This window comes from Clostridium sp. 19966 (assembly GCF_032335695.1).
Taxonomy (GTDB): Bacteria; Bacillota; Clostridia; order Clostridiales; family Clostridiaceae; genus JACTOJ01.
This window is the reverse complement of the sequence record NZ_JACTOJ010000014.1, coordinates 97,157-122,529: the sequence shown is the minus strand read 5'-3', so window position 1 is coordinate 122,529 and position 25,373 is coordinate 97,157. Positions and strand designations below refer to the sequence as shown.

Sequence of the window (25,373 nt, the reverse complement as noted above, 5' to 3'; positions counted from 1 at the left end):
ATAGAAAAAGGGAAGAGCACGAAATATTTTACTAAATCGTGAAATGCTTCGTGCTCTATTTAGCATTTAGCTAAATTCTTCATGAAAAAGCGAAGCTTTTTCAGTGGCCTCGGCTATGATAGCTCACTTACTAATAATATAGATGGAATGCTGAAGAAGGGTTCTACAGGAGACGAGGTAAGGCGACTGCAGAGCATACTAATGTCATTGGGATATGATTTAGGAAGCTGCGGGGCAGATGGAATCTTTGGAAACAAAACATTAGCAGCAGTGAATGCTTTTCAGAGCAGCCATAACTTAGTAGTAGATGGGATAGTTGGACCTAAAACTTGGGGACAGCTGACTGACTCCTATACCTCAAAGAATGTAAGTATTCATGTGGTAGGAGAAAGAAGTGAAAAGCCTAGGAGGGAAGAGGACAAAAGCAGCGATGAAGAAAGAAATAAGCCTCAGCTATCACCAGTAACTATAAAAGCATGGGATGAAATGAATCAATCTTTGAGTAGTGAAGGTAATTTTATTGATCCTGGTATTGCTGATTTTTATAATGATATGTTTATAAAGCTAAATGGTGGACCTATAGATAGAGAAACTCTTTGGGATTATATTGATGGGATAAGTATGGGAGAATTAGGTACGAGCTTTAAATTAAGCAAAGATGTACTTACTGAATCTGAAAAGTTTCCGGGAGTAATAAAGAGTTTCTTTAAAAGTGAATCAAAAGCTAAAAGTATAGAGAAAAATGCAATTAAAGAAGAAGGTATTGCTACTAAGGGGGTAATTAAAGCTCCGATATCTCAGATGTCTAATGAGCAACTTGTTCAAGAAATAGCCACTAGAGCTAACAATAAAATAGGAGGAACAGGTAGTGTTGCGGGTACACTTAAGCATTCATATGCTAAAGAGCTATTAGATAGATATCAAAGTATCTTTGGTTATAGGGGATTGGAAACTGAAACATCATGGCTAAGAAGAAATTCAGCAAAATATGGAACGAAGGGAAGCGCTAGAATAGATGTTTTAGATACAATTAATAACACAGCTTATGACTATAAGTTTACAATCAATCCAGGAAGAGGGTTATCACAAAGTCAAATCAATAAAATATTTAGTAATGGACCTAACTATTTACAATATGTTAAGGAGGTAAACCCATGATGGGAGTGAAGATTACAACAACGATGAAGAAGAAAATCACAAATGATTGGAAAGAATTGTATCCATCAATGGAGATTTATAAACCAATGTGGCTAATGAATATTTTGGGACCTTTAGCAGTAGGCGTATTATTACATATTAAATCAGATAAAGATAGATATATTCCAACATTACATGTTCATAATTTAGCTGAGGAGTTTCCAACTGTTTCATTAGGAATTGAGATAACAGATAATAACAAGTATATTTCCACAATAAGTCCGGAAGGTAAGTATAAAGATATATCAATGTCATTGACATCAAAGGCGATAATACCTTTAGAGGGAGATATTGATATAAATTTGATAATAGATAATTTAACAAAATATTGCGATAGTTTGCCTGATGGTCCTAAATTAGAAGTATTTAAGTATATGCTATATGTAGCAGGATGGAGTGGAGAAGGGGCAATAATAAGTGAAGTGGAAAGATATATTAAAAGTAAAACTTCTCTTTTCCAAGTTGATATCCTTGGGAGAAGTGGAGGAGTAGATAACTGGTTTAAGAAACTTAAGGAATCTACACAAGATACAGAGAAATTAAGAAAAACTGTTAATCAACAAATCATTGAATTGAAACTAGATAAATTACCAGTAAGAAATATAATATGAAAATTGTAAATGGTGAAAAAGTAAACCCATACATCAATATTTTTCCTGATATTTTTCAAGAATGTATTGATGGAATTAGTGATTTTGATGATAAACTAAAAAATAAAAGTGTGGGAGATGGATTTATTGATGTATATCTTGATTTATTAGCATAACATTATTGTGATGCTGCTATATTAGAATTTGTATTAAACTCTGATATAACTAAATCGAAGCAGTATTTTTATTTGTCCAGTAAAATTCAAAAATATATTTTTTTAAAATATGATGATAAAAGCATTAAGGTATCTCCATCTTTTATAACAATGAACAAATATATTAAAATACTAACAGCTGGTGAAGTAGGACAACATATGAATTTTATTCATGGAAAGGCACAATGGAATCCAAAATGGATGGGGTGGATAGATAATAATCCAGATGCTACGCGAAAAGATATATATCAGTTTGCGGGAAAAATGATGGATGACTATGGTTTAAGTAGTTATAAAATTCATCAATATGGAAAATAAGGATAGAAGAAGGAACATATGAATTTAATTAAACTTATTGAAGAAGTAAAGGATAGGGTTAATCTCACAAATAAAATTGAAGTGAATGAAACGATAGAAAATTCTAAGGTTTCTGCAGATGAGTTAAAGAAAATAGAAAGTTATATAGGAATAGAATTTCCTTATACTTTGAGAGAACTTTATTTAAACTATGCAAGTCAAGTTAGATTTTCATGGACAACGGAGGAAAATATATTCGGAAAACAATGTAAGAATGGAAGAATAAATATTTTATCTCCTAGAAAAATAGAAGAAATGTATTCAGATATGAAATCAACTGTAGATGAATTTATAAATTGTGAAGAAGAAAATGAAGGCTTAAAGGCACTGGTAGATGACTGGATACATTGGATACCGATAATAACTTTCCCCAATGGTGATGCATTTTGTATAGACAAAAGAAGTAGTAATAAACCTGTAGTATTGTTAGAACATGACGTAATGTATGGAGGTCCTAATTTACATGGATTGAAAATAGCAACAAATTTTGATGTACTAATGCAAAATTGGACAAGGATAAATTTTGTTGATATCTATGATTGGTCATTAGTTGTAAATGAAGATGGTATAGATTTAACAAAAACTATTTTTGATAGTATGCTAGGAAGAAAACAAGCTCAATGATATTTTTATTGATTGTGTTAAGTGGGATTTATTAGGAGCAATAATGGAATATGCATATAAAGAATGTAAAAATAGGCCAACATTCTTCTTAAATATGTTATCAATATACGAAGGAGGAAATTTCCCTTGTGGATGGGAAGGCAATTGGCCACAAGGAGAGTTAATTGTATTTTAGGATATATTTTATTTGAAAATTTATCTAAAATTTACGACACAACGCTAATAATGCAGCGATAAAAGATTAAAATGAACTAGCTGAAAAACGAGTGGCTAGTTCATTGATTTTTACAAGTAATAAAATAATTATAAGAATTGAAAATAATAAATCTTACCGATAAAATTGAAAAATATACAATTAGCTACGAGAATGAAAGTAAAGCCCAGAAGATTCATATGATAGGTAATTGTAGAACAGACATAAAATATTAACTTAGAGTAAGTAATTCATATTTTATAGATATTATATTAAATTTAGTCAAGCAACTATTATTTATAACTATAAGTTAACAAGCTTTTTATTACATACTAATAAGCATACACTATCCAAGGCAAGTGTTCACACTTATGTTGAATAAAAGCTAGAAAGTCATTAAATTCTCCAGTGGTAAAATTATCTTTATCAACAATAGCAGCTATAGATATTCCAGCCATTAGTATAAATAAGTTTTCCGTATCAATCATTTTTGATAACTGAGAGTAATCTAGTTTTAGAGAGGAGCGAGAAGAAGTAATCTCTAAATTAGAAGCATAAAAACTGATAGTTAACTTTGGAGAGTCTCCATAAATATGATTATAATTTTTATAAATTTTATTTACTTTTGATATATATCCTTTGAAAAACTTAAACACAAAGATTACTAGTAAAAAAGAAAATAGAATGTTGTCAAAGTTTATTCCTTCCAAGACATAACCACAAATATTGAATATAGCTATAAAAATACTTATTACTAAACTAAAATTAAAACACGATATTTTTTGTTATATATTTTATATAGAGCATGGCCTGCTTCTTTTAGAACCTTTTTTGTAATGGTGATCTGATTTTGAAATATTGGCATAATACAATGACATCTTCTGATAAATATGATAAATTAATTATAACATATTATGTAAAAAAATGTTTTTGATAACACAGCAAAATAATAAATAAAGGTTCTGTATTAAATGGGGGATGGTTTTTACACTATTTAATACACAGCCTAGATAAAAAGGTGATAGCATGGATATAAAATCAATAACAGCAGAAAATAGAAATCAAATAAATGAATTTTTAATTTATCACTGGTTTTCTACAGATATGGCGGTAAGAGGAGAGCTAGTAGATATGAGAACTCTAGCTGGCTTTATAGCCTATGAGAGAGAGAACATAGTTGGATTAGTTATGTATCAAATTGTGGACAAAGAATGTGAAATCATGTCTTTAGATAGCTTGAAAGAGGGGAAAGGGATAGGTACAAGCCTAGTGGACAAGGTGATAGAGAAATCAACTGAATTGGGCTGTAGAAGAATAAAGCTTATAACTACCAATGATAATATAAAAGCTATAAAATTCTATCAAAGACGGGGCTTTGATATGGTTAATTTATACATCAATGCGGTGGTTGCTTCTAGAAAGCTGAAGCCTTCCATTCCTATGATAGGCGATTTTGGGATACCAATAAAGCATGAAATAGAATTTGAGAAGAAAATTAAATAATATTTTTAGGAGAGAGTATATTGGGTAAAAAATCATTAAATTTATACAGTGCAAAATATATTAACATTGAATATGAAAAGAGATACAGGCTTAAAAAAATAGGATTAAGTGTAGGAGCAATAATAATTGTAGCCATCATAATAATCAGTGCAGCTTTTATAAAACAAGAAAAAATAAACGGACAAAAAATAAAAAGCATTATTGAGACAGTGGATATAACTCTAAATCAAAATGATTCTTTTTCTCTTCCAAAGCAAGTAGCTGCCAGAATGAAAGACAATAGTAGTAAGCCACAGAATGTGAGTTGGAATCTTCCTAATGATATTGATACTTCTTTGTCAGGTTTAAAAACATACATAGGTAAAGTAGCAGGGTATAGCAAAAGCATAAAATATAATATTAACATTTCTCCTTGTATTACAATGAATGAATTTAACGATATTGATGTGAATAATAATACACTTAAATACAGTATTAACTTTAATAAAGCTGTTAGGTGGATTTGGATAAATGTAATTAAAGATTATAAGAAAAATGATCAATTTGTACTTACTGGAGATGGTAGCTTTAACGGTAAAGTATATCTTCCTTTTGGGAAAGGGCGTTATCAAGTAAATATATTAACTAGAAGCGATAATGATCCCGAAGGAGCTTATGATGAGTTTAAGGTGTTTTCTGTAAATAGCGATGATGATAGAGATATGAATTTTCTCATGCCAAGCAAATATGTGGAGAGTGACTCACCTGAGATAATAAAATTAGCAAAGGATATAACTAAAAATTGCTATTCTGAAATGGACAAGACGAAGGCTATACATGAATGGGTTACTCAAAATATAAATTATGACGATAAAGCTGTGGAGAGTAATAATGTGAAGGAGTATAGTGCGTTGGAAACTTTGCATAGTAAGAGGGCAGTCTGTAACGGTTATGCAAACTTGACAGCAGCACTTAATAGAGCTGTAAACATAAGAACTAAGGTTTGTTCAGGGACAGCTACTACAGGCGGATTTTTCGGAATTGGTGAAAAAACAGGAGGACATGCGTGGAATGAAACTTATATTGATGAAAAATGGATAATTCAAGATACTACTTGGGATAGTGGAAGTGATATGGTAGGTACTTCAAATCAGTTTAGGTACTTCAATCCAGATTCAAAATGGTTTAATAAATCTCATAAAAAAGAATCGGAATTGGATTATGATATAGGTTTTCCTAATGAAAATTAATTTGCTTTAGCAGTTACGAAATTAAATAATATATAACATACTTTTCATGAAAAACGTCTAGTAAAATAGATGTTTTTTTATGTAATTGTAAAAAATATTTGCATAAATATAAATAAAGATACAGACAGCATTTATGTGCTAAAATAGAAAATAGCATTTACACTAAAGAAATGGGGGCGCAGAAATGAAAATAGTAATATTCGAAGTAAAATTATTAGGCTCAGAGGATGAAAGCTGGGAAAGGCTTAAGAGTCTGCCTAATGTGGAATTCGTAGAAAAATATGTGGATGTAGACGAAGAAGAGATAGTGGAAAAGGGTGAAGATGCAGATATGATTATCTGCAATATAGGTAATTACCATAATGGATTATTATCTAAGCTGCCTAATTTAAAATATTTAGGGCTTATGACCACCGGATACAATCAAGTGGATTTGGAGGAAGCAGCTAAGAATAATATTGCTGTAACTAATATTCCAGCTTATGGAACTATGTCTGTAGCTCAACATGTTATGGCATTATTGCTTGAAATAACCTCCAAGGTTGGACTTTACAGTGAAGCTGTTAAAAGGATATATTGGAAGGAGGAAAGTCAATTCATGTTCCGCGTAGGGAAGCAGTTTGAATTGGCGGGTAAAACTATGGGGATATTCGGCCTTGGCAATATTGGCTATGCAGTGGCAAATATGGCTAAGGGTTTTGGAATGAATATAATAGCCTATACAAAGCATAGAAATCCGAATTTCCAGGATGAATTTATCGAATATGTGGATATGGAAACTCTCTGGACTAGAGCTGATGTAATATCCTTAAATGCATCTTTAAGTAAAGAAACTACAAAGATAATAAATGATGAAACCATAGCCAAAATGAAAGATGGAGTGATCATTTTGAATGCAGCTAGAGGGCAGATGATTGATGAAGAAGCACTGGCTAGAGGAATTTACAGCGGAAAGATTTATGCCGCAGGTCTTGATACCTTAGAGCAGGAACCGCCTAAACCAAATAATCCGCTGCTGGGGCTGCCTCAGTGCATAATAACTCCTCACATGGCTTGGTCCACTAAAGAAGCCAGGGAGCGTATTGTAAATATTTCTATAGATAATGCAATAAGCTATCTAAATGGAAATTCAATTAATGTAGTAAAATTATAATAGGAGCTGATTCTTTGAATTCACAGGTAATAACCCAAGTAATAATTTTGTTTTTAATAATTTTCGTAGGAATATACGCAAGAAAAAGAAATTTTATAAATAAGACAATCAATGATGGACTCTCAAGGCTGCTTATAAATGTGACCTTACCTCTGATGGTTTTTAACTCTTTTACCAGCAAAATATCCAGGGACATGATAGCTAATGCTGAAAAAATTTTCATATATGCTGTAATCATACATGCAGCTATCATTATATTCTCAAAAATAGCTTATTTTAAAACCTCTAAGGAACAAAGGGGAGTGGCTAAATTTGTAACTTTATTTTCTAATTCTGGATTTATGGGATATCCCATACTGAACGGACTTTATGGAAATGTAGGGGTATTTTACTGCGCCATTTTTGGAATAGTATTTAATGTTTTTATGTTTACTTACGGTATAATGGTGCTTAAGGAAGAAAATGATAAGAATTTTCTTAGTCAGCTTAAAAAGATTATTTCAAATCCTGTTATAATTTCTATGATTGCAGGAATGCTTGTATTTTTATTTAATATAAAGCTTCCTTATGTGCTTTCCACTGCTATAAGCTCAGTAGGTTCAATAACTCCACCTTTATCTATGATAATAGTTGGCTCCATGCTGGCAGGCACGGACATAAAGAGTGCTGTGAGTGGGAAAAACGTATATATATTAAGCTTCATAAGACTTTTGGCCATGCCTATCTTTAGCTGGCTTATTCTCAAGGCTCTAGGAGCTCCAAGCTTGATAATAGACATAATAGTGCTTCTGGAAGCTATGCCTGCAGCTTCAAATGTGGCCATGCTCACCATTGAATATGGCGGTGACGAGCTTCTTTCAGTAAAGAGCATATTTGTGAGCACAGTGCTGTCAATGATATCCATACCCATAATAATAAAATTCTTATTGTAGATTATAAAAAATTAGCTATGTAAAGTAGCTAATTTTTTTAGCTTTGCATAAAATATACTAAGTGGGCACAAACTACATATAATTTCCAGAGTAATATGTGGGGTGTCATACATGGTACAATTTATAAAGGGCAGCGATTTAAAGAATATTAAAGTAAAGTTTATGATCATATATTTTTTTAATGTTTTAGATATAATGTTTACACTGTTTTTACTGAAAACGGGCATGTTTGAAGAAGGTAACATTATAATGCAGCCAATAGTAAAAAACAGTTTTTCAGCTATATTTATAAAAATTATACTTCCCCTTGTATTATTGATCGTGCTCTATTGTAGAATCAAGAAAGCTACTCTGCTTCAGCTTAAGTATTCTAATATTATCATACTTTTTCTAACATTCTTGTATCTTATAATCTGCTCTTTTCATGTGATTTTTTCTTTTCTGTACTTTTTATACTCATATGTGATTTAATATACATTATATTGAAAATAATGTTATAATAATGTAAGGCTGTGCTTTAAAGGATGTTTGCTATATTTAGGAAACTTATCGGTGTTATTTTAAAACAAAGCCTAATGTAAAAAGAGAAGAAGGAAAGTGATTTCATGAAAAAGAAAACTTTGGTATTGTCATTAGTTATTTTATCCAGTATAGTATTACTAACTGGATGCATTCCTGGGGATGGAAGCTATACGATTGCAAAGCCAGCAGGTTTTTTCTCCGGTGTTTGGCATGGTTGGCTGGCACCAATATCTCTTATAGTAGGCTTGTTTGATAAAAATATCAGAATATACGAAGCAAAAAATACTGGCTGGTGGTATGATTTAGGTTTTTATATAGCTATTATAAGCGGCTTTGGCGGTATATCTTTATCACGCAAGAGGAAAAAGGACAAGTAAAATACATAAATTTTGGGGCTGCACTTTAAATCAGCATTGACTTTTATGCTGATTTAAAACATTTCTTAATATTCCCATGAGCATTCAAAATATAATAAGAATTTATGAAATAAAAATATCAGCTATAGAAAATAATAATATAAAATAGAATCTATAAAATATAGAGATAGTAAAATTGTAGTGAGCTTAGGGGGAATAAACTGAATGACTACACTAATAAATATAATAATTATACTTGGATTAGTATTTATGAATGGATTTTTTGTGGCCACAGAATTTTCCATGGTTAAGGTAAGAAAATCTAGGATAGAAACACTGGTGTTTGAGGGAAATAAGAGCGCGAAACATACCCTGAAGGTGGTAAATGATTTGAATTCCTATTTATCAGCCTGCCAGCTGGGAATAACCTTGGCTTCACTGGGACTTGGCTGGGTGGGGGAACCTGCAGTAGCAGATATGCTAATGCCTCTTTTTAAGTTTTTTCATGTGCCGGAGGATTTGATACACTCAATTTCCTTTGTATTAGGCTTCATAATAATCACAGGCTTTCATATTGTACTTGGAGAACTGGCACCTAAATCTGTGGCTATTATCAATACCGAAAAGCTTGCTCTTATAACTGGATGGCCGCTGATAATGTTTTATAGAATCACCTATCCGGTAATGTTAGCCTTCAATCACAGCACAAATTTAGTATTAAAAATATTTGGCTTATCTCAGGTAGACGAGCATGAAAGTGCATATACAGATGATGAAATAAAGCTTCTGGTAGAAGATAGCTATAAGCATGGACTAATAGATCAGACAGAGCTTACCTTTGTAGATAATATATTCGAATTTTCAGAGACCACAGTGAAGGATGTAATGGTGCCCCGTACAGATATGGAATGTATTTTTTTAGAGGACTCCTTTGAGGATATCATAGAACTTACCTTAAGTCAGCAGCTGACTAGATATCCTGCCTGCAGAGGCAGCAAGGATAATGTGGTTGGATTTATAAATATAAAAGATTTATACAAAATTAAAATTAAAGGAGACATTAAAGACATAGAGAGCATTGTTAGAGATATTAAATTTGTACATGAATCCTTATCTATTAGCGATATGATTAAGGTTTTTCAAAAAGAAAAGATACAAATGGCTGTAATTATAGATGAGTATGGCGGAACTGAAGGGCTGGTAACGGTAGAGGATATTCTAGAAGAGATAGTAGGAGAAATTCAGGATGAATTTGATGAAGAAGGAGAGGCTATAACTAAAACTAAAGAAGGCAGTTATGTAGTAGAGGGAAAAGTTCTTATAGCTGATATAAATGATTTATTAGGTATAGAAATAGATGATGAAAATATAGATACCATAGGCGGATGGATTTACTCCCAGCTTAAAGCTTATCCTCAGGTTAATGAAAAGATTAGCTATGAAGGCTATGAGTTTGTGATATTAAAATGTGATAGGAAAAGAATCAGCAAAGTACTTATTAAAAATGCATCAGAAGAAATATGATACTAAGAGACTTGATTATTAAGCAAATAGGTTTTACAGTATATATGTAGCGCATAATTATTTTTGGGAGGAGTAAGATTCATGATAGTTGATAAATTGAATAATGCTGAATTATACTATGGAGTGAATCCTTCAATTAAAACAGCTTTAAAATATTTAAAAGAAAAGGATTTAAAATCTTTACAGCCAGGAAAATACCCTATTGATGGGGATAAAATATACATATCAATCTCAGAATATGTTACAAAGCCAGAAGAGGACTGCAAATGGGAAGCTCATAAAAAGTATATAGATATTCAATACATAATAGCTGAGACAGAAAAGATGGGTTATACTCATATCAGTAATTTAAAAGTTACTGAAGAGTATGATGAAGGAAAGGATGTTCTTTTTGGTGAAGCAGCTGGGGACATCGTAACCGTCAGGGAAGGCAGCTTTGCTATATTTTTCCCAGAAGATGCTCATATGCCTTGCATAAGAGATAAGGAAAATCAATGCGTTAAAAAAGCTGTTGCAAAGATTTTTATAGAATAGTAGCTAAAAATAATTGCTCATAGGGTTTCTTTGCCTTATGAGCAATTTAATTTAGGATTATTATGAGCCCAATATAGCCTATCCAACTAAAGAAATGTCTTAAATAAGTGTTGATTTTTAACACTTATTTAAAACAGAACCCAAAATAAAAAAGTATAATAGTAAAAAAGAAAAGGATGATTTTATGCAACTAATAATACAAATAGTGTTAATATGCTTAATATTGGCTATTCCAGTAGGTTTATTATTAAAAATCCTATTTAAAAAAATTGATAATGAGATAGATCTTTTGACGAGCTATATATATGCCTTGGCTGGAGTATCCGTAATAGTAGGATTCATATATGTGGTTGCAGAAGTAATTAAGCGTTAAGGCTTATTTTATACTTTATAATGCCTTATTCTGCAATCTTAATCTGTCAGCTAAAAGGGCTATGAATTCACCGTTCGTAGGCTTGGTTTTATTTTTGTTAATTACAGGACTAAATAGCAGTTTTATAGTATCTGTTTTGCCTCTGACAAACGCTACATGAATGGCGTGCCTGATTGCTCTTTCTACTTTGCTTGAAGTAGTATCATGGTTTGAAGCAATGACAAGATATAATTCTTTGTTTACGGATAGGGTATCTAGATTATTTAATAAGCTAAGAATGGCTTCTCGTATGTATATATAGCCTTTTATATGGGCAGGTATTCCAATTTCATGAAGCATGGTTGTAATTTGCTCTTGCAGATGGAAATCTGCAGTGCTTTGAGTCTCAGCACAGTAAGCTTCCTCTTCAATAGCTTCCAAAGCAGGCAGAATGTTTTCCTCAGCGCCATAATCCATAATCTGTCTTATCCTTTCCATAAATACGTCTAAATCAAAGGGTTTGGTTATATAATAAGAGGCTCCAAGTTCCATTGCTCTCTGTATGATTTTTTCTTGTCCCACTGCAGAAAGAATTATAAGCTTTGGCTTAGGACTTAGCTTCAATGCATTTATTTTTTCAAGGACTGCAAGGCCGTCCAAACGAGGCATTATAATATCTAAAATTATTAAATCAGTTTTTTGGTTTTTAACCAATTCTAGTACCTCAAACCCATCGTTACAAATACCAATCAATTCAATATCATCTTGGCAGGATAAGTAATCTTTAAGCAAACCGCAAAATTCCCTATTGTCGTCAGCAACTACTACATTGATTTTTTTTTCATTCATTTTTAATCTCTCCTTTTGAATAACAATACAGCATATTTATTTAATTCAATAATAACATGGAAAATCCTGCTAAAAAGAAATAATTTTCTTTTACATATTATTTTTATTAAAGATTCTGTTTTAAATCAGTGTTGATTTTTAACATTGATTTAAAAAACAGCCTTATTAAAAAGTAATATGTATAAATTATAAAATATTTGTAAAAATAATACATATATATTGAAGCTGTAACTTCATAGGTATAAAATGGTAAGGGACAATAATTAATAAGGAGATGATGAGTTGCTTAAAGCATTAAAAAAGAGCGGAGTATTAGTTGGTACCCTAGTAATTTTTATTGCATGTACTTCATCTGTTAAAAGTGGTGTTTATGCCAAACAAAAAAATAACAACATAAAAGTAAGTGTGAATAAGTTAAGTGATGATAAAGTTAAAGATACTGCGATAAAGTCAGATCAAAAGGAAAGTAGTCAAGAGGAAAAGATAGTATATATTAAACCAGCTCAAAATAAGGATCTGGTAAAAGTAAATCTTAATGATCCTAAATCCTGCATTGTAGAGGTAGCACCTAACGTTAGAATAAATTTTAAAACCCATAAGTTTGTAGATGCTAATGGTAATCCTCTGCCTACTTCCTATTCTAGGACTTATGTAGATTTTAGTAAAAACCAGCATTGATTTAAGATCTAGCCACAAATTAAAATAGGCATGTAGCAATAGGAAAATTTGACTGCATGTCTATTTTAATTTGGCCATATTTTGAAAGGATAGTATTAAGCCAACATTCCAAGTAAGCTATACCAAGTTTGAGGACCTACTATACCATCTTGAGACAAATTTTTATTTCCTTGGAACAGCTTTACAAAATAATTTGTATCTGGTCCAAATAAACCATCGATAGCTAAATAGTATTTATCATTTACTAAAAGAGATTGAGCCGTATACACAGCATCACCGCTGGTTATGTGACCGTATCCAACATAATCTCTATGAACAGTTGCATAGCCAATATAATAAATGTCAGTATTTCTTTGGTGGGCTGCTGTCTCTATGCTGCCTGAGTCCCTAAAGTAATAAACATCTACATAGTCAACTTGACCTGGAGAAAGGGTATCGGAAGCAGTTGCTAGAGAGTTATCAATGCTAGAATCTGATTTTACCATAATCATATCCGTATCTAAGGGCCTGATATTATTGAATTTGCACTTTACTTCATAATTTTTCTTTACGTCCTTAGGTGCATTTGAGTATGTGTAGATTTTTACATTGACTCTAGCTAGATGAATAACATTTTCGCTGGAAATCTGAGGCTTAATCTTGGTGCTGATGAGTTTTCTGTTTGCCAAAGTCAGCTGCTTTAATGTGTGAGTAGTTTTAGCAGAGGCAAAAGTAGGAGTTGCTGAAATAAAGGTGGCAGCTAACAGAGTTAATGCTAAGTTTTTTAACTTTATATTCATATGAACACCCCTTTACAAAAATTGGTATACAATCATTATATTACAAAATATGTTTTAGTTCAAATAACACAAAATTTCAGTAACCATAGTGTAAAAGACTGACTATTATTATATTAGCAATAAAATATTTTGCTAAATAATAACAATTAGGGGATGAAGAATATGGATATAAATCAGATTGCAGCCTATGTTATATCTATAATAATTTTGAGTATAGCAGGATATATTGGTAGACAGATAAAAGTCATGAAGGAAGATAAAAATTCTTTTTATAATAAAATATTGGAGTTTAAAAGTAAGGAAGAAAATAGGGCAATTGAGCTTATGGGCAAGGAAAATGAAGAAAAAGCCAAGCAAATCATTAAAGATGCGGTGTATAGGGCAGAACAGCTTGGAAAGGAAATGGCCTGGGATGGAGCTACTAAGCATACCAAGGCATTAGAATTTATAGAAAGTGAACTTAAAAAAGCAGGACTCACGGTTACGGATGAGGAAATCTTCAATTTAATAAAAACTACTGTGGGATATATTAATGCTGGAAAATAAATGCTGGGAGAGTGTCTTGTTCACTCTCCTTTTAAGCATAAAACAAAGAAAAAATGAAAGCTAAATATTTATGTGAGAAAAGTTAACCTTAATACATAGATATAATATGAATATTTTGGTATAATTATAGTGCTAAGGATAGGCTATGTTTTAATGTAATATCAACGATTTAAAACAGAACCTAGGGAACTAAAAAATATATATGATACTGGAAAGGGGAGTGAGGGACGCTATCTAGAGCGCATAGCTGCAGATAACGTTTGTAAGAATGTACATATTAAGATATATTTATTCCATAATATTGCTTATATTCACATTGCTGCTTAGATTATATCTATTTATCCTAAAAAGAACCGCTGCTAGGACTCAAGAAAAATATGATAGGCACGTATATAAAATAACCAATTGGTGGGCTAGCTATATGCTGAAAGTGCTTGGCATAAAGGTAAAGCTTAAAGGAAAAGAAAATCTTCCAGAAGGAAATTGTATGTTTGTATCCAATCATCAGGGAAATGCAGATTTCTTTATACCTATGGCAGTGCTAAACAAGCAGCTTGGATTTATAGCTAAGAAAGAAATATTAAAGATTCCTATATTGCGTACCTGGATGAAGGATATGCATTGTGTATTCATCGATAGAGAAAATATAAGGGAATCCTTAAAAGCAATAAATCAAGGTATTGACAATGTAAATGCAGGTTATAGCATGCTTATATTCCCAGAGGGAACTAGAAGCAAGAGCCACAAATTAGGGGAATTTAAGAAGGGCAGCATGAAGATGGCTTTAAAGGCAAACGCACCATTAGTTCCAATAGTTTTGGATAACACCTTCAAAGTGTTTGAAGAAAATAAAGGAAAGCTGAAGCCTGCCACTATAACAATGTCCATATTAAAGCCAATAGATGTAAATGCTCTGGATAAAGAGCAAAAAGCTCATTTGGCTGAATTGGTAAGAGAAAAGATCGCCCAGGAACTAGAAAAAAATCAAGATAATTAGAAATAGCGGATAAAAACTGGAGTTTATACTCTGGTTTTTTTATTTATAAAAAACAATGCTTTAATTCTTTAATATGTTACAGAATTTTATCAAACTATATGTTATAATAGTCTACAATAAAGTTTTTACTAATAATTATGCAATAAAATTTTTAAATTTTCAAAGGAGGAATCATTTCATGTACAACGTAACTTTAATACCTGGGGACGGAATTGGTCCAGAAGTAGCCTATGCCGCTAAAAAACTTATAGATGCATCAGGAGTAAAAATTAACTGGGATATACAAGAAGCTGGGGAAGCTATGATAGAGGAATACGGCACTCCATTACCAGATAGAGTTTTAGAGTCTATAAGCAAGAATGGTGTTGCTCTTAAAGGACCTATAACAACACCTGTAGGAAAAGGTTTTAGAAGCGTAAATGTAGCTTTAAGAAAGAAATTTGATTTATACGCAAATGTTAGACCAGCTAAAACTTATAAAGGTATACCTTCAAGGTATGAAAATGTAGATCTTGTTATAGTGAGAGAAAATACAGAGGACTTATATGCAGGAGTAGAGCATATGGTTGGCGAGGATGCAGCTGAGAGCATAAAGATATTTACAAGAAAAGGCTGTGAAAGAATAATAAGATATGCATTCGAGTATGCAAAAAAGGAAGGAAGAAAAAAGGTTACAGCTGTACATAAAGCTAATATTATGAAATGTACTGATGGAATGTTTCTTGATATAGCTAGAGATATTGCAAAGGAATACCCAGAAATAGAATTTGAAGATCTTATTGTAGATGCAATGTGCATGAATTTAGTGCAAAGACCAGAAGCCTATGATGTGCTTGTGCTTCCTAATCTTTACGGTGACATAGTTTCTGATTTGTGTGCTGGACTTGTAGGTGGACTAGGAGTAGCACCAGGAGCAAATCTTGGTAAAGATATAGCTGTATTTGAAGCTATACATGGCAGCGCGCCTACTATAGCAGGAAAGGATATTGCCAATCCTACAGCTATGATGCTTTCAGCTGTGCAGATGTTAAGATACTTAGGTGAGAGCGATGCTGCTTATAAAATTGAAAAAGCTATTTCAATAGTGCTTGAAGAAGGCAAATCAGTAACTACAGATTTAGGTGGAGATCTAGGAACAAAGGCATATACAGATAAGCTTATAGAAGTATTTAACAGCATAGAGTAATATTATAAATACCTTAGAGACCAGCAATGGATTTTTATTCCCTTGCTGGTCTCTTTTTCATTGTAAAAATCAATACTGATTTAGAACATAGCAAAAATTGAAGTCAATTATGAAAAAGGCAAAAATGTATTGGTTTCCATAAAAATATATCAAAAAAAACATTTGACAAATGACAATAAGATAATATAATAAATATTATAGGAATAGTAGGAATTACGTATTTTTAAAATTATAGGGGGGGACTTAAATGAAACAACTTAGTGATAGGCTGGATTGGTTCACAGAATCCATAATTAGAAAGATGACGAGAGTTGCTAATCAGTATGGAGCTATTAATCTTTCTCAAGGGTTTCCAGACTTTGATCCGCCTAGGGAGTTGATCGATGCACTTAAAAAAGCTGCTGATGAAGGGCCTCATCAGTATGAAATAACTTGGGGATCTACAGAATTTAGAGAAAAGCTTGCTAAAAAACAGAAAAATTTTATGGGAATTGATATAAATCCAGAAGAAAATATTGTAGTCACCTGTGGAAGCACGGAAGCTATGATGACAGCTATGCTCTCTGTCTGCAATCCTGGAGACAAGGTTATAGTATTTTCACCTTTTTATGAAAATTATACTGCAGATGCAATTTTGTCGGGGGCAGAGCCTATATATGTACCTTTGATACCGCCTAAATTTAATTTTGATAGAGAAGAGCTAAGAAATGCCTTTAAACAAAATCCGAAGGCACTTATATTATGCAATCCATCAAATCCTGTGGGAAAGGTATTTACAAAAGAGGAATTAGAGTATATAGCTGATTTGGCAAAGGAATATGATACCTATGTGATAACCGATGAGGTTTATGAGCATATAGTTTATAAACCTAATAAGCATACTTATCTATCCTCTCTTCCAGGCATGTTTGAGAGAACAATTTCCTGCAGCTCCTTATCTAAGACTTATTCCATAACCGGCTGGAGGCTTGGCTATATAATTGCTTCCAAGGAGGTAATAGATAATTGCAAGAAGGTGCATGACTTTTTAACGGTGGGAGCAGCAGCACCACTTCAAAAAGCCGCACTTGCAGGACTTGACCTTGGACAGGACTATTATGATGAGCTGTCAGAGCTTTATGAAAGAAAAAGAAAGCTGTTTTTAGATGGCTTAGATGAAATAGGACTTAAATATTATGAACCTCAAGGCGCTTATTATGTGCTTGTGGATATTTCGGAATTCGGGGAAAAGGATGATTATGAATTTTGCAAATTGCTGGCTAAGGAAATAGGAGTGGCAGCAGTGCCAGGATCCAGCTTTTTCAGAGAGCCAGTTACAAATTATATAAGATTTCACTTTGCTAAAAAAGAGGAAACACTGATAGAAGCATTAAACAGACTAAAAAAACTAAAAAAGTAATATAAATCGGGGGGATTTAAATGAATAAAACAAAAAAGATATTGGGGGCATTATTAGCATTAACAATGACATTCGCAGTGGCAGGATGTTCAAGTAAGAAATCCGAAGGTGACAAAGCTACTAAAAAAATAGTTATAGGAGTATGTCCTGGACCTTATGGGGATATGGTTAAAAAGGCCATAGCACCAGCACTGGAAAAGAAGGGCTATAAAGTAACCACTAAGGAATTCAGCGATTATGTACTTCCAGATAAGGCTTTAGCGAACAAAGAAATAGATGCTAACCTTTTTCAGCATACCGCTTATCTTAATAAATTTGCAAAAGATAATAATTTAAGTATATCACCAGTAATAAGTGTACCTACAGCAGGTATGGGCATATTTTCAAACAAAATCAAATCTTTGGATGATTTGAAGGACGGCGCTCAAGTTGCCATACCAAATGATGCTTCAAATTTAGCAAGGGCTCTTACACTTCTTCAGGTGCAGGGACTTATAAAAATCAAGGCTGATATAGACCAGACAAAGGCCACAGAAAAAGATGTAACAGAGAATAAGAAAAATTTAAAATTTGTTGCCGTAGAAGCAGCTCAGCTGCCAAGAACTCTTGACAGTGTAGACATAGCAGTGATAACAGGAAACTTTGCTATTGCTTCCGGTCTTGATCTTTCAAAAGCTTTAAAAACAGAAAAATTAGCAGAAAACTACAAAAACGTGGTAGCAGTGAGAACAGAGGATTTAGATAAACAATTAGGAAAAGATCTAAAAGAAGCAGTTCAATCTAAGGAATTTAGGGATGCCATAGAAGATCCTAAGGGTATTTTTAAATCTTTTGATAAACCAGAATGGTATACAAATAACAGCAAATAGCTATTTATAAAACATTGTGCAAAGTATTTTAGCACAATGTTTTGCATTATTAAGCTTTTGGGGGTGCAAAATGATTGAATTAAGAGATGTATCTGTTACTTTTAATGGTAAAAGTAAAGTTGAAGCAGTGAAAAACGTGAACTTAAAAATAGAAAAAGGAGAAATCTATGGCATAGTAGGCTTTAGTGGTGCAGGAAAAAGCACCTTGGTAAGAACAATAAATCTTCTGCAAAGGCCTACCAACGGGCAGGTATTTATAGATGGAGTGGACATAACTGAGCTTAAGGGAGAAAAGCTGAGACAAGTAAGGTTAAGAATTGGTATGATATTTCAGCATTTTAATCTAATAAGCGGAAAAACTGTTTATGAAAATATAGAATTCATGCTTAAAGCCAATGGCTATAAAAAGGCAGATAGAAAAGAAAGAGTAATGGAGCTATTAAGGCTAGTTTCTCTTGAGGATAAAGCAAATTTCTATCCTGCAAATTTAAGCGGTGGCCAAAAGCAGAGGGTTGGAATAGCAAGAGCTATAGCTAATAATCCAGAGATACTTCTTTGTGATGAGGCAACTTCTGCCTTAGATTTGGAAAGCACTGATGAAATTTTGGACTTGCTTAAAGTGATAAATAATAAATATGGAATAACCATAGTTTTTATTACTCATGAAATGGAAGTGGCTAAAAAGCTTTTTCATAAGATGGCAGTAATGAGCAGTGGAGAGGTAATTGAAAAAAATGATGTATACTCAATATTTGCTCATCCAAGTCATGAAATTACAAAATCCTTAATAAATAAAAATTTAAATCTTCAGCTTCCTGAAAAAATACAGGAAGCTCTGCAGCAGGGAGAGCTTTTAAAGGTGTATTATAGAGGAGATAAAAGTCTTGAGCCGGTGATATCCTCTGCAGCCAAGAATTTTAATATAAATATAAGCATAATCCACGGAAAGATAGAATACATCCAGAATAAAGCTTTAGGAATACTCATTATAAATCTGGTGGGAGAAAAGGATGAGTTAAGCAGAGCTAAGGAGTATATAAGAGAAAATGTTTCTGAACTTGAGGAAGTATTAAGCAAAGAAGAGGTGAAGAACGTTGGATAGTACATTAGACATATTAAAAGATGAATTAGGACAGGCGGTTTTAGATTCCTTAAATATGATAGGGATAGCTATTGTTCTATCAATAATTGTAGGGGGATTATTAGGACTGCTGCTATATTTAACCTCCAGCAAATTGTTTTTCAAGAATAGATTAATAAATACAATTGCAGGAGTAGTAATCAATATAGTTCGTTCCCTGCCCTTTGTAATATTATTAGTGGTGCTTATACCTTTTACTAAACAAATAATTGGTACAAGTATAGGACCTGAAGCTGCTTCAGTGCCTCTTACTATTGCTTCCATAGCTTTTTTTGCAAGACTTGCGGAAGGTGCTTTTAACGAAGTGGATAAAGGGATTTTAGAAGCAGCTATAGCCTCTGGAGCAAAGCTTAGAATTATATTATTTGATGTGCTTTTAGTGGAGGCCTTTCCTGGAATCATAAGAGCTATAACAGTTACCTTAGTAAGTCTTATTGGATATTCAGCTATGGCGGGCATAGTTGGAGGCGGAGGTATAGGAGATTTAGCTATAAGATACGGATATTATAGATATGAAACAGGTGTTATGCTAGTTACTGTTGTGATTTTGATAGTGCTTGTGCAAATAATACAGCTTATAGGAGATAGAATAGCTGGTGTACTTACCAAAAAATAGAGCTATGTTTTATACAGTGCAAAAATCAAAATCCATCTAAACAGAGCTAAAATAGCTGCAATTAGGAGGCATTTTTATGAGAATTGATGATTTATATAATATAGTAGGAGATGCATCGAGAGTAAAGCTTCAAGCTGATGTGGAAGAGAAATATTTAAGCGACGGATTGATGAGAGTTAAAGGCTTTGCAGATGCGGTGGTATTTCCCATAAGTACTGAGGAAATAAGCAATTTAATGAAGTTTGCCTATGACAACAATATTTATATAACCCCAAGAGGAGCAGGCACAGGTATGGTTGGAGCAACAGTCCCTGTTAATGGAGGAATAGTTTTAGATCTATCTCTAATGAATAATATATTAGAGCTGGATGAAAATACACTTACAGTAACAGTAGAACCGGGAGTTTTACTTAAGGAGCTTCAAAGCTATGTGGAAGAAAGAGGACTTTTTTACCCTCCAGATCCAGGTGAAAAATTTGCTTCCATTGGAGGAAATATAAGCACCAATGCAGGTGGCATGAGAGCTGTGAAATATGGAGTTACAAGAGACTATGTATTAGGACTTAAGGTAGTTTTAGCTAATGGGGACATTCTAAACTTAGGCGGTAAGATTAGAAAGAACAGCTCTGGACTTGATATAAAAGATCTTGTAATAGGTTCAGAGGGTACATTAGCTGTAGTAACCAAGGCTATATTAAAGCTTGTTCCAAAACCTAAGAAAAGCATAAGCGTTCTTGTACCTTTTGATACCTTGAAGAAAGGTATAGAAGCTGTAATAAAGGTTATAAAGAGCAATGCAAATGCTACGGCTATAGAATTTGTGGAAAGAGATGTTATAGCCAATGCTGAAAACTATTTGAAAATAGAATTTCCTACACATAAAGGCGAAGCTTATATATTATTGACCTTTGACGGAGATGAAGAAAGCGAGATAAAAAATAATTATTTAAAAGTCAAAAAGGTGGCCTTTGAGAATGGAGCATTAGATTTTATTTTGCTAGACAGCAAGGAGCTTATTGAAAATACCTGGAAAATAAGAGGAGCATTGGTTACAGCTGTAGAGGCGGTATCAGAGCAAGAACCTATAGATATTGTAGTTCCAATAGATAAGTCTGAAGAATTTATTAATTTTACTAAGGAAGCGGAAAAGGAATACGGCATAAAAATGACTAGCTTTGGCCATGCTGGAGATGGTAATATACATCTTTGTGTAATTAGAAACGGCATGGAGGAGGAGCTTTGGCACTATAAGTCTGATATTTTACTTAAGGCTTTGTATGAAAAAAGTAAAGAACTTAATGGACTTCCTTCTGGGGAGCATGGAATAGGACTTACTAAAAAGCCTTACTTTGAAGCAGTGACAGACAAAACGAATTTAGAATATATGAAAAAAATCAAAAAAGCTTTGGACGAAAAAGGAATTTTAAATCCAGGAAAGGTCTATATGTAATTAGTATTGAAAAATCGACACTGATTTAAAATAGAGCAAAAAATAAAAATTTAGATTTCCATAATTTACTCTGTATTTATCTAAGGATAGCGGACATAATAATACCATAAAGAGCTTAGCAGTTGAGTTTAAACAATATATATCTATTAAAGATGTATATATGTTAACTAAAATTATATGTAAATTTTTATTTATATATAATTTTCGATTTTATAAGGTTAGGAAAAGTTCTATTATTGTTGACTCATATATATTATATTACATTATTTTTTATTATATTGAGTTAAACGTCCTTTTGGCTTTTAATCTAAGTATAATAAAAGTAATTAATTATAATATTGCAGTTTATGATAATAGGATTCCAACTTATCTTATAAGGTCCAACTAAGATTATATAAAGTGCTGTAATGGTCATATATAGCCGTGAGGTTATATATGGCTGTGTAGGGATTTTATATAGTCGAGCGAACCATGAATATGGTTAGTGAAATGTTTAATTATAGTCGAAAGATTATAACTAGATACCAAATTAGTTATATTTGTGCTAGTTATACTGCTTGGTTCTTTATTTAATGGCTGCAGATAAATTTGTAAAAATATAAATTTATCTGCAGTCTGAATTTTTTGGCTAAGATATTGACTCAAGCTGTTAATTGTAGTACTTTTACATTAAGTTATATATTAAATAGGTCATGTTTTAACAGCTATTAAATAAAACAGGCAAGGTGGAGGGTACATGAGCAGTAAGGAACAAAATGAATACATACTTGAAAAATTTAGAGAATGTATACCTATTTTTGAGGTTATGTCTGATGTGGTGAGGCAAAACATAATAGTTCTTCTAGCAGAAAATGAAGAAGGGCTAAATGTTAATAGCATAACAGAGGTTCTGCCCCTTTCAAGACCTGCGGTTTCTCATCATTTAAAAATTTTAAAGCAGTCAGGAATTTTAGGATATCGTAAGAAAGGTACAGAAAATTATTATTATTTGACTTTAAAAAATCCTGTGGAAAAATTAAAAGAAGTTATAAAACTTATTGAAATTAACTGCGATTTGAGATAAAATTTATTTATAATTGGTTCAAAAGATTAAACCAATAATCGGAGGTGTTATTATGAGTAAAACAGTACTTATTACAGGAGCTTCAAGCGGTTTCGGCTATGAATTTGTAAAGCTATTTACAAAGGATGGTTTTGATCTTATACTTGTGGCTAGGAATAAGGGAAGGCTTGAAGAAATAAAAAAAGAATTTTCCAATTCAAAGATAACAGTAATCGAGAAAGATTTAACAAAACCTAATTCAGTAAAAGAACTTTACAATGAAATTAAAGAAAAAAGTTTAAAAGTAGATGTGCTGGTAAATAATGCAGGTTATGGTCTCTTTGGAGAATTTGATAAAATAGATATAGAAAAACAAATAAATATGATTAATTTAAACATAGCTGCTTTGACAGAACTAACTTATTATGTGGTTAAAGATATGAAAGCAAATAAAAGTGGAAAAATACTTAATGTAGCATCTTTAGCAGCTTTCTTTCCAGGACCTTTGATGGCAGCCTATTACGCTACAAAAGCATATGTGCTTTCCATATCTCAAGCCTTAGCAGAAGAGCTTAAAGGAACAGGGGTAACTGTAACTGCTTTGTGTCCAGGCCCTTCAGCTACAAATTTTGCTAAGGCTGCGTCAGCTGATAAGACTAAGCTATTTGCAAATGGTATGTCTGCAGAGGTGGTAAGTAAAATTGGATATGATGCATTAATGCAAAATAAAAGAGTTGTAGTGTCCGGAAAAATGAATAAGCTTGGTGCGTTTTTCGGTAAGCGCTTGCCTCAAAAGCTAGTTACATCCTTAGTTAAAAAAGTATCCCTAAGATAAGAAACTTTTTAAATCAGAGGCAAATAAAAAATAGAGGTTTTATAGATTTATCTATAAAACCTCTATTAGTTTTTGAATATCTGCCTCAACACTTTCAGCGGAAGAGTTGTCCACTACTAGGATGCCTTCTAGCTCTGGCACTGAATAGTTCTGTCCACTTACATATTCATCCCAATTAGCTAATTTCCAAGTATCTCTTTCAGAATTTCTAGCAATCATTCTCTGATGGCACACTTCAATATCACAATGCACCCAAACTGGAACGAGCTCTGCATCATATTCTTTAAGCTTGGCTTTTAGATTATTTATGTATTCACCATTTCTGTATTCCTTTGCAAATGGTGCATTTACCATTACATTGTCATTGTAATTTAAGCACTCAAAAGCAACATCAAGAATGGCTGTATATTCAGCATCTCTAACATATTCTTTAAAGAAAGCTGAGTCTCTGTTGTAAGGTTCATTTGCTGCCTTGAAAACCATTTTTGATAGAGGTATTATAGTATCCTTATCTAAATAAACAGGATTATCTAATCTTTTTGCAAGTTCAGAAGAAACAAAAGTTTTTCCACAAGCAGGTGGTGAACCTATAAGAATTAAATGCTTTTTCATATCGTCATCTTCCTTTGTTCTATAATTAATATTTGCACTTGTTAAAAAAAGTACAAACTACATTGTTTATTATATCACAAAGTATATATAGAAGTACAAGAAAAAAACATTTTTTAAGTAAAAAAAGTTTTTTTAAATTTATTTTAAGTGTTAAGTTACTTAATATTATAAATAAAATTAAATATATTTAAAAAATACTCGAAAAAATCTCTGGATATTAAAAACAGTAGATAAAAAAATATCAATATAAAAGCTTTTCTATTGTTAATATATTATATCTAATCATTAGGTTCTTCTTTAAAACGTAACCTTATAGTAAGAAACAAATGATAACTTTATTCATAAAATATACTAAAGAGACCTCTATATGTCTAATCATTCATTAATATGGCAATACTAAAAATGATAAAATATTTGAAAGTAGGGTGCTGCGATGAATGTAGGTAATATAGTTAAAATAGAAGATAATAATGAATGGAAGGGTATGTATGGCATTATAAGATATATACATGGCGATGAAGCTTATGTATTTTGCGTGCAAATGCCCTGCTATCTTTACAGAGTAACTAAAAATAATAATATAGTTTTGGTAAACTAAATTTATACTTTGTTGATATCCAAGGAGAATTAATATAAAATGAACTTGGATATCTTTTTACATGGAGGAAGAAAAAAATTGTTTAATATAGAGGATATTTTATCCGAGGATTATAGTAAATATCCTGAGGATGCAAAAGAGTATTTAATTAAATTTAACCAAAAGCTTAGAGAGAGCATAAAAGAGGAACTTATTCAAGATAAGATGGATATGGTAATGAAAAATGTGAATAATGACAAAGAGTACTTAGTAGGAGTCTTAGAGGAAATATTGGAAAATGGATTTAAAGGCTATAACAATATGTCTACTAGAGCTTTGGTAAATACATATTTGTCACAAAAGGATCAGCAGGATTTCATAGGGCTAATAGAGAAAGTGAGCAATGCACTTTCATAAAAAGTATACTGTCAACAATCATAGCTTGAAATCTATAATGTTATTGATAAGTTAATCGTAAATATGTTTTGGAACTTAGAGTCTTTCGTGCTATACTAA

General features: G+C 32.2%; 31 protein-coding genes. 27 read left to right on the top strand and 4 right to left on the bottom strand.

Annotated features, from left to right (window positions below):
- Positions 1-81: 81 nt before the first annotated feature.
- The 5 genes from IAI10_RS15045 (at position 82) to IAI10_RS15025 (ending at position 2,983) form a co-directional block, all read left to right on the top strand.
- A complete protein-coding gene (locus tag IAI10_RS15045; protein WP_315674107.1) occupies positions 82-1,158 on the top strand; it encodes a peptidoglycan-binding domain-containing protein in 1,077 nt (358 codons plus the stop codon).
- Positions 1,155-1,808, top strand: a complete 654-nt coding sequence (locus IAI10_RS15040; protein WP_315674106.1) for a hypothetical protein — start codon at positions 1,155-1,157, stop codon at positions 1,806-1,808. Before IAI10_RS15045 ends, IAI10_RS15040 begins: the two co-directional genes overlap by 4 nt.
- A complete protein-coding gene (locus tag IAI10_RS15035) occupies positions 1,805-1,963 on the top strand; it encodes a hypothetical protein (RefSeq protein ID WP_315674105.1) in 159 nt (52 codons plus the stop codon). The genes IAI10_RS15040 and IAI10_RS15035 overlap by 4 nt, the downstream gene beginning before the upstream one ends.
- Before the next feature lie 72 nt (positions 1,964-2,035).
- Entirely contained in the window at positions 2,036-2,320 is a 285-nt protein-coding gene (locus IAI10_RS15030; protein WP_315674104.1) for a hypothetical protein, read from the top strand.
- Positions 2,321-2,338: 18 nt separating this feature from the next.
- A complete protein-coding gene (locus IAI10_RS15025; RefSeq protein ID WP_315674103.1) occupies positions 2,339-2,983 on the top strand; it encodes an SMI1/KNR4 family protein in 645 nt (214 codons plus the stop codon).
- Between the two features lie 525 nt (positions 2,984-3,508).
- Here the strand turns inward: IAI10_RS15025 and IAI10_RS15020 are convergent.
- Positions 3,509-3,886 carry a YcxB family protein gene (locus IAI10_RS15020; RefSeq protein WP_315674102.1) on the bottom strand — a complete coding sequence of 126 codons (378 nt, stop codon included), beginning with the start codon at positions 3,884-3,886 and terminating at the stop codon, positions 3,509-3,511.
- A gap of 316 nt (positions 3,887-4,202) precedes the next feature.
- Between IAI10_RS15020 and IAI10_RS15015 the strand changes: the two genes are divergently transcribed.
- The 9 genes from IAI10_RS15015 (at position 4,203) to IAI10_RS14975 (ending at position 11,302) form a co-directional block, all read left to right on the top strand.
- A complete protein-coding gene (locus IAI10_RS15015; protein ID WP_315674101.1) occupies positions 4,203-4,679 on the top strand; it encodes a GNAT family N-acetyltransferase in 477 nt (158 codons plus the stop codon).
- Positions 4,680-4,699: 20 nt separating this feature from the next.
- Positions 4,700-5,908 carry a transglutaminase domain-containing protein gene (locus IAI10_RS15010; RefSeq protein WP_315674100.1) on the top strand — a complete coding sequence of 403 codons (1,209 nt, stop codon included), beginning with the start codon at positions 4,700-4,702 and terminating at the stop codon, positions 5,906-5,908.
- A 184-nt stretch (positions 5,909-6,092) separates the two neighbouring features.
- Complete coding sequence (locus tag IAI10_RS15005; RefSeq protein ID WP_315674099.1) at positions 6,093-7,061, top strand: NAD(P)-dependent oxidoreductase; 969 nt, start codon at positions 6,093-6,095, stop codon at positions 7,059-7,061.
- Positions 7,062-7,075: 14 nt separating this feature from the next.
- Entirely contained in the window at positions 7,076-7,993 is a 918-nt protein-coding gene (locus IAI10_RS15000) for an AEC family transporter (RefSeq protein ID WP_315674098.1), read from the top strand.
- Between the two features lie 111 nt (positions 7,994-8,104).
- On the top strand, positions 8,105-8,464 hold the full coding sequence (locus IAI10_RS14995; protein WP_315674097.1) for a DUF5658 family protein: 360 nt from the start codon (positions 8,105-8,107) through the stop codon (positions 8,462-8,464).
- A gap of 134 nt (positions 8,465-8,598) precedes the next feature.
- Positions 8,599-8,892, top strand: coding sequence for a hypothetical protein (locus tag IAI10_RS14990; RefSeq protein WP_315674096.1), 294 nt, complete (start codon positions 8,599-8,601; stop codon positions 8,890-8,892).
- A 204-nt stretch (positions 8,893-9,096) separates the two neighbouring features.
- The gene (locus tag IAI10_RS14985) at positions 9,097-10,395 is read left to right on the top strand and encodes a hemolysin family protein (protein ID WP_315674095.1); all 1,299 of its coding nucleotides are present in this window, start codon (positions 9,097-9,099) and stop codon (positions 10,393-10,395) included.
- An 81-nt stretch (positions 10,396-10,476) separates the two neighbouring features.
- Positions 10,477-10,929, top strand: a complete 453-nt coding sequence (locus IAI10_RS14980; protein WP_315674094.1) for a YhcH/YjgK/YiaL family protein — start codon at positions 10,477-10,479, stop codon at positions 10,927-10,929.
- Between the two features lie 184 nt (positions 10,930-11,113).
- Positions 11,114-11,302, top strand: a complete 189-nt coding sequence (locus tag IAI10_RS14975; protein WP_315674093.1) for a hypothetical protein — start codon at positions 11,114-11,116, stop codon at positions 11,300-11,302.
- Positions 11,303-11,317: 15 nt separating this feature from the next.
- Here IAI10_RS14975 and spo0A read toward each other — a convergent pair whose 3' ends face one another.
- Positions 11,318-12,130 (bottom strand): sporulation transcription factor Spo0A, encoded by an 813-nt coding sequence (spo0A, locus tag IAI10_RS14970; protein ID WP_315674092.1) that lies wholly within the window; start codon positions 12,128-12,130, stop codon positions 11,318-11,320.
- 282 nt (positions 12,131-12,412) lie between these two features.
- Between spo0A and IAI10_RS14965 the strand changes: the two genes are divergently transcribed.
- The gene (locus IAI10_RS14965; RefSeq protein ID WP_315674091.1) at positions 12,413-12,808 is read left to right on the top strand and encodes a hypothetical protein; all 396 of its coding nucleotides are present in this window, start codon (positions 12,413-12,415) and stop codon (positions 12,806-12,808) included.
- Between the two features lie 95 nt (positions 12,809-12,903).
- Here IAI10_RS14965 and IAI10_RS14960 read toward each other — a convergent pair whose 3' ends face one another.
- Positions 12,904-13,587: a peptidoglycan-binding domain-containing protein gene (locus tag IAI10_RS14960; RefSeq protein ID WP_315674090.1), complete on the bottom strand. Its 684-nt coding sequence runs from the start codon at positions 13,585-13,587 to the stop codon at positions 12,904-12,906.
- Positions 13,588-13,749: 162 nt separating this feature from the next.
- Here IAI10_RS14960 and IAI10_RS14955 point away from each other — a divergent pair, with 162 nt between their 5' ends.
- From IAI10_RS14955 to IAI10_RS14910, 10 genes are all read left to right on the top strand, one after another.
- Positions 13,750-14,133 (top strand): phage holin, LLH family, encoded by a 384-nt coding sequence (locus IAI10_RS14955; protein WP_315674089.1) that lies wholly within the window; start codon positions 13,750-13,752, stop codon positions 14,131-14,133.
- A 421-nt stretch (positions 14,134-14,554) separates the two neighbouring features.
- Positions 14,555-15,130 carry a lysophospholipid acyltransferase family protein gene (locus IAI10_RS14950; RefSeq protein WP_315674088.1) on the top strand — a complete coding sequence of 192 codons (576 nt, stop codon included), beginning with the start codon at positions 14,555-14,557 and terminating at the stop codon, positions 15,128-15,130.
- Between the two features lie 178 nt (positions 15,131-15,308).
- Positions 15,309-16,316, top strand: coding sequence for an isocitrate/isopropylmalate family dehydrogenase (locus IAI10_RS14945; protein WP_315674087.1), 1,008 nt, complete (start codon positions 15,309-15,311; stop codon positions 16,314-16,316).
- A 247-nt stretch (positions 16,317-16,563) separates the two neighbouring features.
- On the top strand, positions 16,564-17,715 hold the full coding sequence (locus IAI10_RS14940; RefSeq protein WP_315674086.1) for a pyridoxal phosphate-dependent aminotransferase: 1,152 nt from the start codon (positions 16,564-16,566) through the stop codon (positions 17,713-17,715).
- 20 nt (positions 17,716-17,735) lie between these two features.
- Positions 17,736-18,584 (top strand): MetQ/NlpA family ABC transporter substrate-binding protein, encoded by an 849-nt coding sequence (locus IAI10_RS14935; RefSeq protein WP_315674085.1) that lies wholly within the window; start codon positions 17,736-17,738, stop codon positions 18,582-18,584.
- Between the two features lie 70 nt (positions 18,585-18,654).
- Positions 18,655-19,686 (top strand): ATP-binding cassette domain-containing protein, encoded by a 1,032-nt coding sequence (locus IAI10_RS14930; RefSeq protein ID WP_315674084.1) that lies wholly within the window; start codon positions 18,655-18,657, stop codon positions 19,684-19,686.
- Positions 19,679-20,341 carry a methionine ABC transporter permease gene (locus IAI10_RS14925; protein ID WP_315674083.1) on the top strand — a complete coding sequence of 221 codons (663 nt, stop codon included), beginning with the start codon at positions 19,679-19,681 and terminating at the stop codon, positions 20,339-20,341. Before IAI10_RS14930 ends, IAI10_RS14925 begins: the two co-directional genes overlap by 8 nt.
- A gap of 76 nt (positions 20,342-20,417) precedes the next feature.
- Positions 20,418-21,791 carry an FAD-binding oxidoreductase gene (locus IAI10_RS14920; protein ID WP_315674082.1) on the top strand — a complete coding sequence of 458 codons (1,374 nt, stop codon included), beginning with the start codon at positions 20,418-20,420 and terminating at the stop codon, positions 21,789-21,791.
- Positions 21,792-22,527: 736 nt separating this feature from the next.
- Entirely contained in the window at positions 22,528-22,854 is a 327-nt protein-coding gene (locus tag IAI10_RS14915) for an ArsR/SmtB family transcription factor (protein WP_396334397.1), read from the top strand.
- 52 nt (positions 22,855-22,906) lie between these two features.
- Positions 22,907-23,668, top strand: a complete 762-nt coding sequence (locus tag IAI10_RS14910; protein WP_315674081.1) for an SDR family oxidoreductase — start codon at positions 22,907-22,909, stop codon at positions 23,666-23,668.
- A 51-nt stretch (positions 23,669-23,719) separates the two neighbouring features.
- Here the strand turns inward: IAI10_RS14910 and IAI10_RS14905 are convergent, their stop codons facing one another.
- Entirely contained in the window at positions 23,720-24,280 is a 561-nt protein-coding gene (locus tag IAI10_RS14905; protein WP_315674080.1) for an AAA family ATPase, read from the bottom strand.
- A 433-nt stretch (positions 24,281-24,713) separates the two neighbouring features.
- Here IAI10_RS14905 and IAI10_RS14900 point away from each other — a divergent pair, with 433 nt between their 5' ends.
- Positions 24,714-24,878 (top strand): hypothetical protein, encoded by a 165-nt coding sequence (locus tag IAI10_RS14900; protein WP_315674079.1) that lies wholly within the window; start codon positions 24,714-24,716, stop codon positions 24,876-24,878.
- A 39-nt stretch (positions 24,879-24,917) separates the two neighbouring features.
- Complete coding sequence (locus IAI10_RS14895) at positions 24,918-25,274, top strand: hypothetical protein (RefSeq protein ID WP_315674078.1); 357 nt, start codon at positions 24,918-24,920, stop codon at positions 25,272-25,274.
- The last annotated feature ends 99 nt before the right edge of the window (positions 25,275-25,373 follow it).

Coding starts and splice junctions, on each gene's coding strand:
- IAI10_RS15045 (WP_315674107.1), top strand. CDS start 82: ATGAAAAAGCGAAGCTTTTTCAGTGGCCTCGGCTATGATAGCTCACTT.
- IAI10_RS15040 (WP_315674106.1), top strand. CDS start 1,155: ATGATGGGAGTGAAGATTACAACAACGATGAAGAAGAAAATCACAAAT.
- IAI10_RS15035 (WP_315674105.1), top strand. CDS start 1,805: ATGAAAATTGTAAATGGTGAAAAAGTAAACCCATACATCAATATTTTT.
- IAI10_RS15025 (WP_315674103.1), top strand. CDS start 2,339: ATGAATTTAATTAAACTTATTGAAGAAGTAAAGGATAGGGTTAATCTC.
- IAI10_RS15015 (WP_315674101.1), top strand. CDS start 4,203: ATGGATATAAAATCAATAACAGCAGAAAATAGAAATCAAATAAATGAA.
- IAI10_RS15005 (WP_315674099.1), top strand. CDS start 6,093: ATGAAAATAGTAATATTCGAAGTAAAATTATTAGGCTCAGAGGATGAA.
- IAI10_RS14995 (WP_315674097.1), top strand. CDS start 8,105: ATGGTACAATTTATAAAGGGCAGCGATTTAAAGAATATTAAAGTAAAG.
- IAI10_RS14990 (WP_315674096.1), top strand. CDS start 8,599: ATGAAAAAGAAAACTTTGGTATTGTCATTAGTTATTTTATCCAGTATA.
- IAI10_RS14985 (WP_315674095.1), top strand. CDS start 9,097: ATGACTACACTAATAAATATAATAATTATACTTGGATTAGTATTTATG.
- IAI10_RS14980 (WP_315674094.1), top strand. CDS start 10,477: ATGATAGTTGATAAATTGAATAATGCTGAATTATACTATGGAGTGAAT.
- IAI10_RS14975 (WP_315674093.1), top strand. CDS start 11,114: ATGCAACTAATAATACAAATAGTGTTAATATGCTTAATATTGGCTATT.
- spo0A (WP_315674092.1), bottom strand. CDS start 12,130: ATGAATGAAAAAAAAATCAATGTAGTAGTTGCTGACGACAATAGGGAA.
- IAI10_RS14960 (WP_315674090.1), bottom strand. CDS start 13,587: ATGAATATAAAGTTAAAAAACTTAGCATTAACTCTGTTAGCTGCCACC.
- IAI10_RS14955 (WP_315674089.1), top strand. CDS start 13,750: ATGGATATAAATCAGATTGCAGCCTATGTTATATCTATAATAATTTTG.
- IAI10_RS14950 (WP_315674088.1), top strand. CDS start 14,555: ATGCTGAAAGTGCTTGGCATAAAGGTAAAGCTTAAAGGAAAAGAAAAT.
- IAI10_RS14945 (WP_315674087.1), top strand. CDS start 15,309: ATGTACAACGTAACTTTAATACCTGGGGACGGAATTGGTCCAGAAGTA.
- IAI10_RS14940 (WP_315674086.1), top strand. CDS start 16,564: ATGAAACAACTTAGTGATAGGCTGGATTGGTTCACAGAATCCATAATT.
- IAI10_RS14935 (WP_315674085.1), top strand. CDS start 17,736: ATGAATAAAACAAAAAAGATATTGGGGGCATTATTAGCATTAACAATG.
- IAI10_RS14930 (WP_315674084.1), top strand. CDS start 18,655: ATGATTGAATTAAGAGATGTATCTGTTACTTTTAATGGTAAAAGTAAA.
- IAI10_RS14920 (WP_315674082.1), top strand. CDS start 20,418: ATGAGAATTGATGATTTATATAATATAGTAGGAGATGCATCGAGAGTA.
- IAI10_RS14915 (WP_396334397.1), top strand. CDS start 22,528: ATGAGCAGTAAGGAACAAAATGAATACATACTTGAAAAATTTAGAGAA.
- IAI10_RS14910 (WP_315674081.1), top strand. CDS start 22,907: ATGAGTAAAACAGTACTTATTACAGGAGCTTCAAGCGGTTTCGGCTAT.
- IAI10_RS14905 (WP_315674080.1), bottom strand. CDS start 24,280: ATGAAAAAGCATTTAATTCTTATAGGTTCACCACCTGCTTGTGGAAAA.
- IAI10_RS14900 (WP_315674079.1), top strand. CDS start 24,714: ATGAATGTAGGTAATATAGTTAAAATAGAAGATAATAATGAATGGAAG.
- IAI10_RS14895 (WP_315674078.1), top strand. CDS start 24,918: ATGAACTTGGATATCTTTTTACATGGAGGAAGAAAAAAATTGTTTAAT.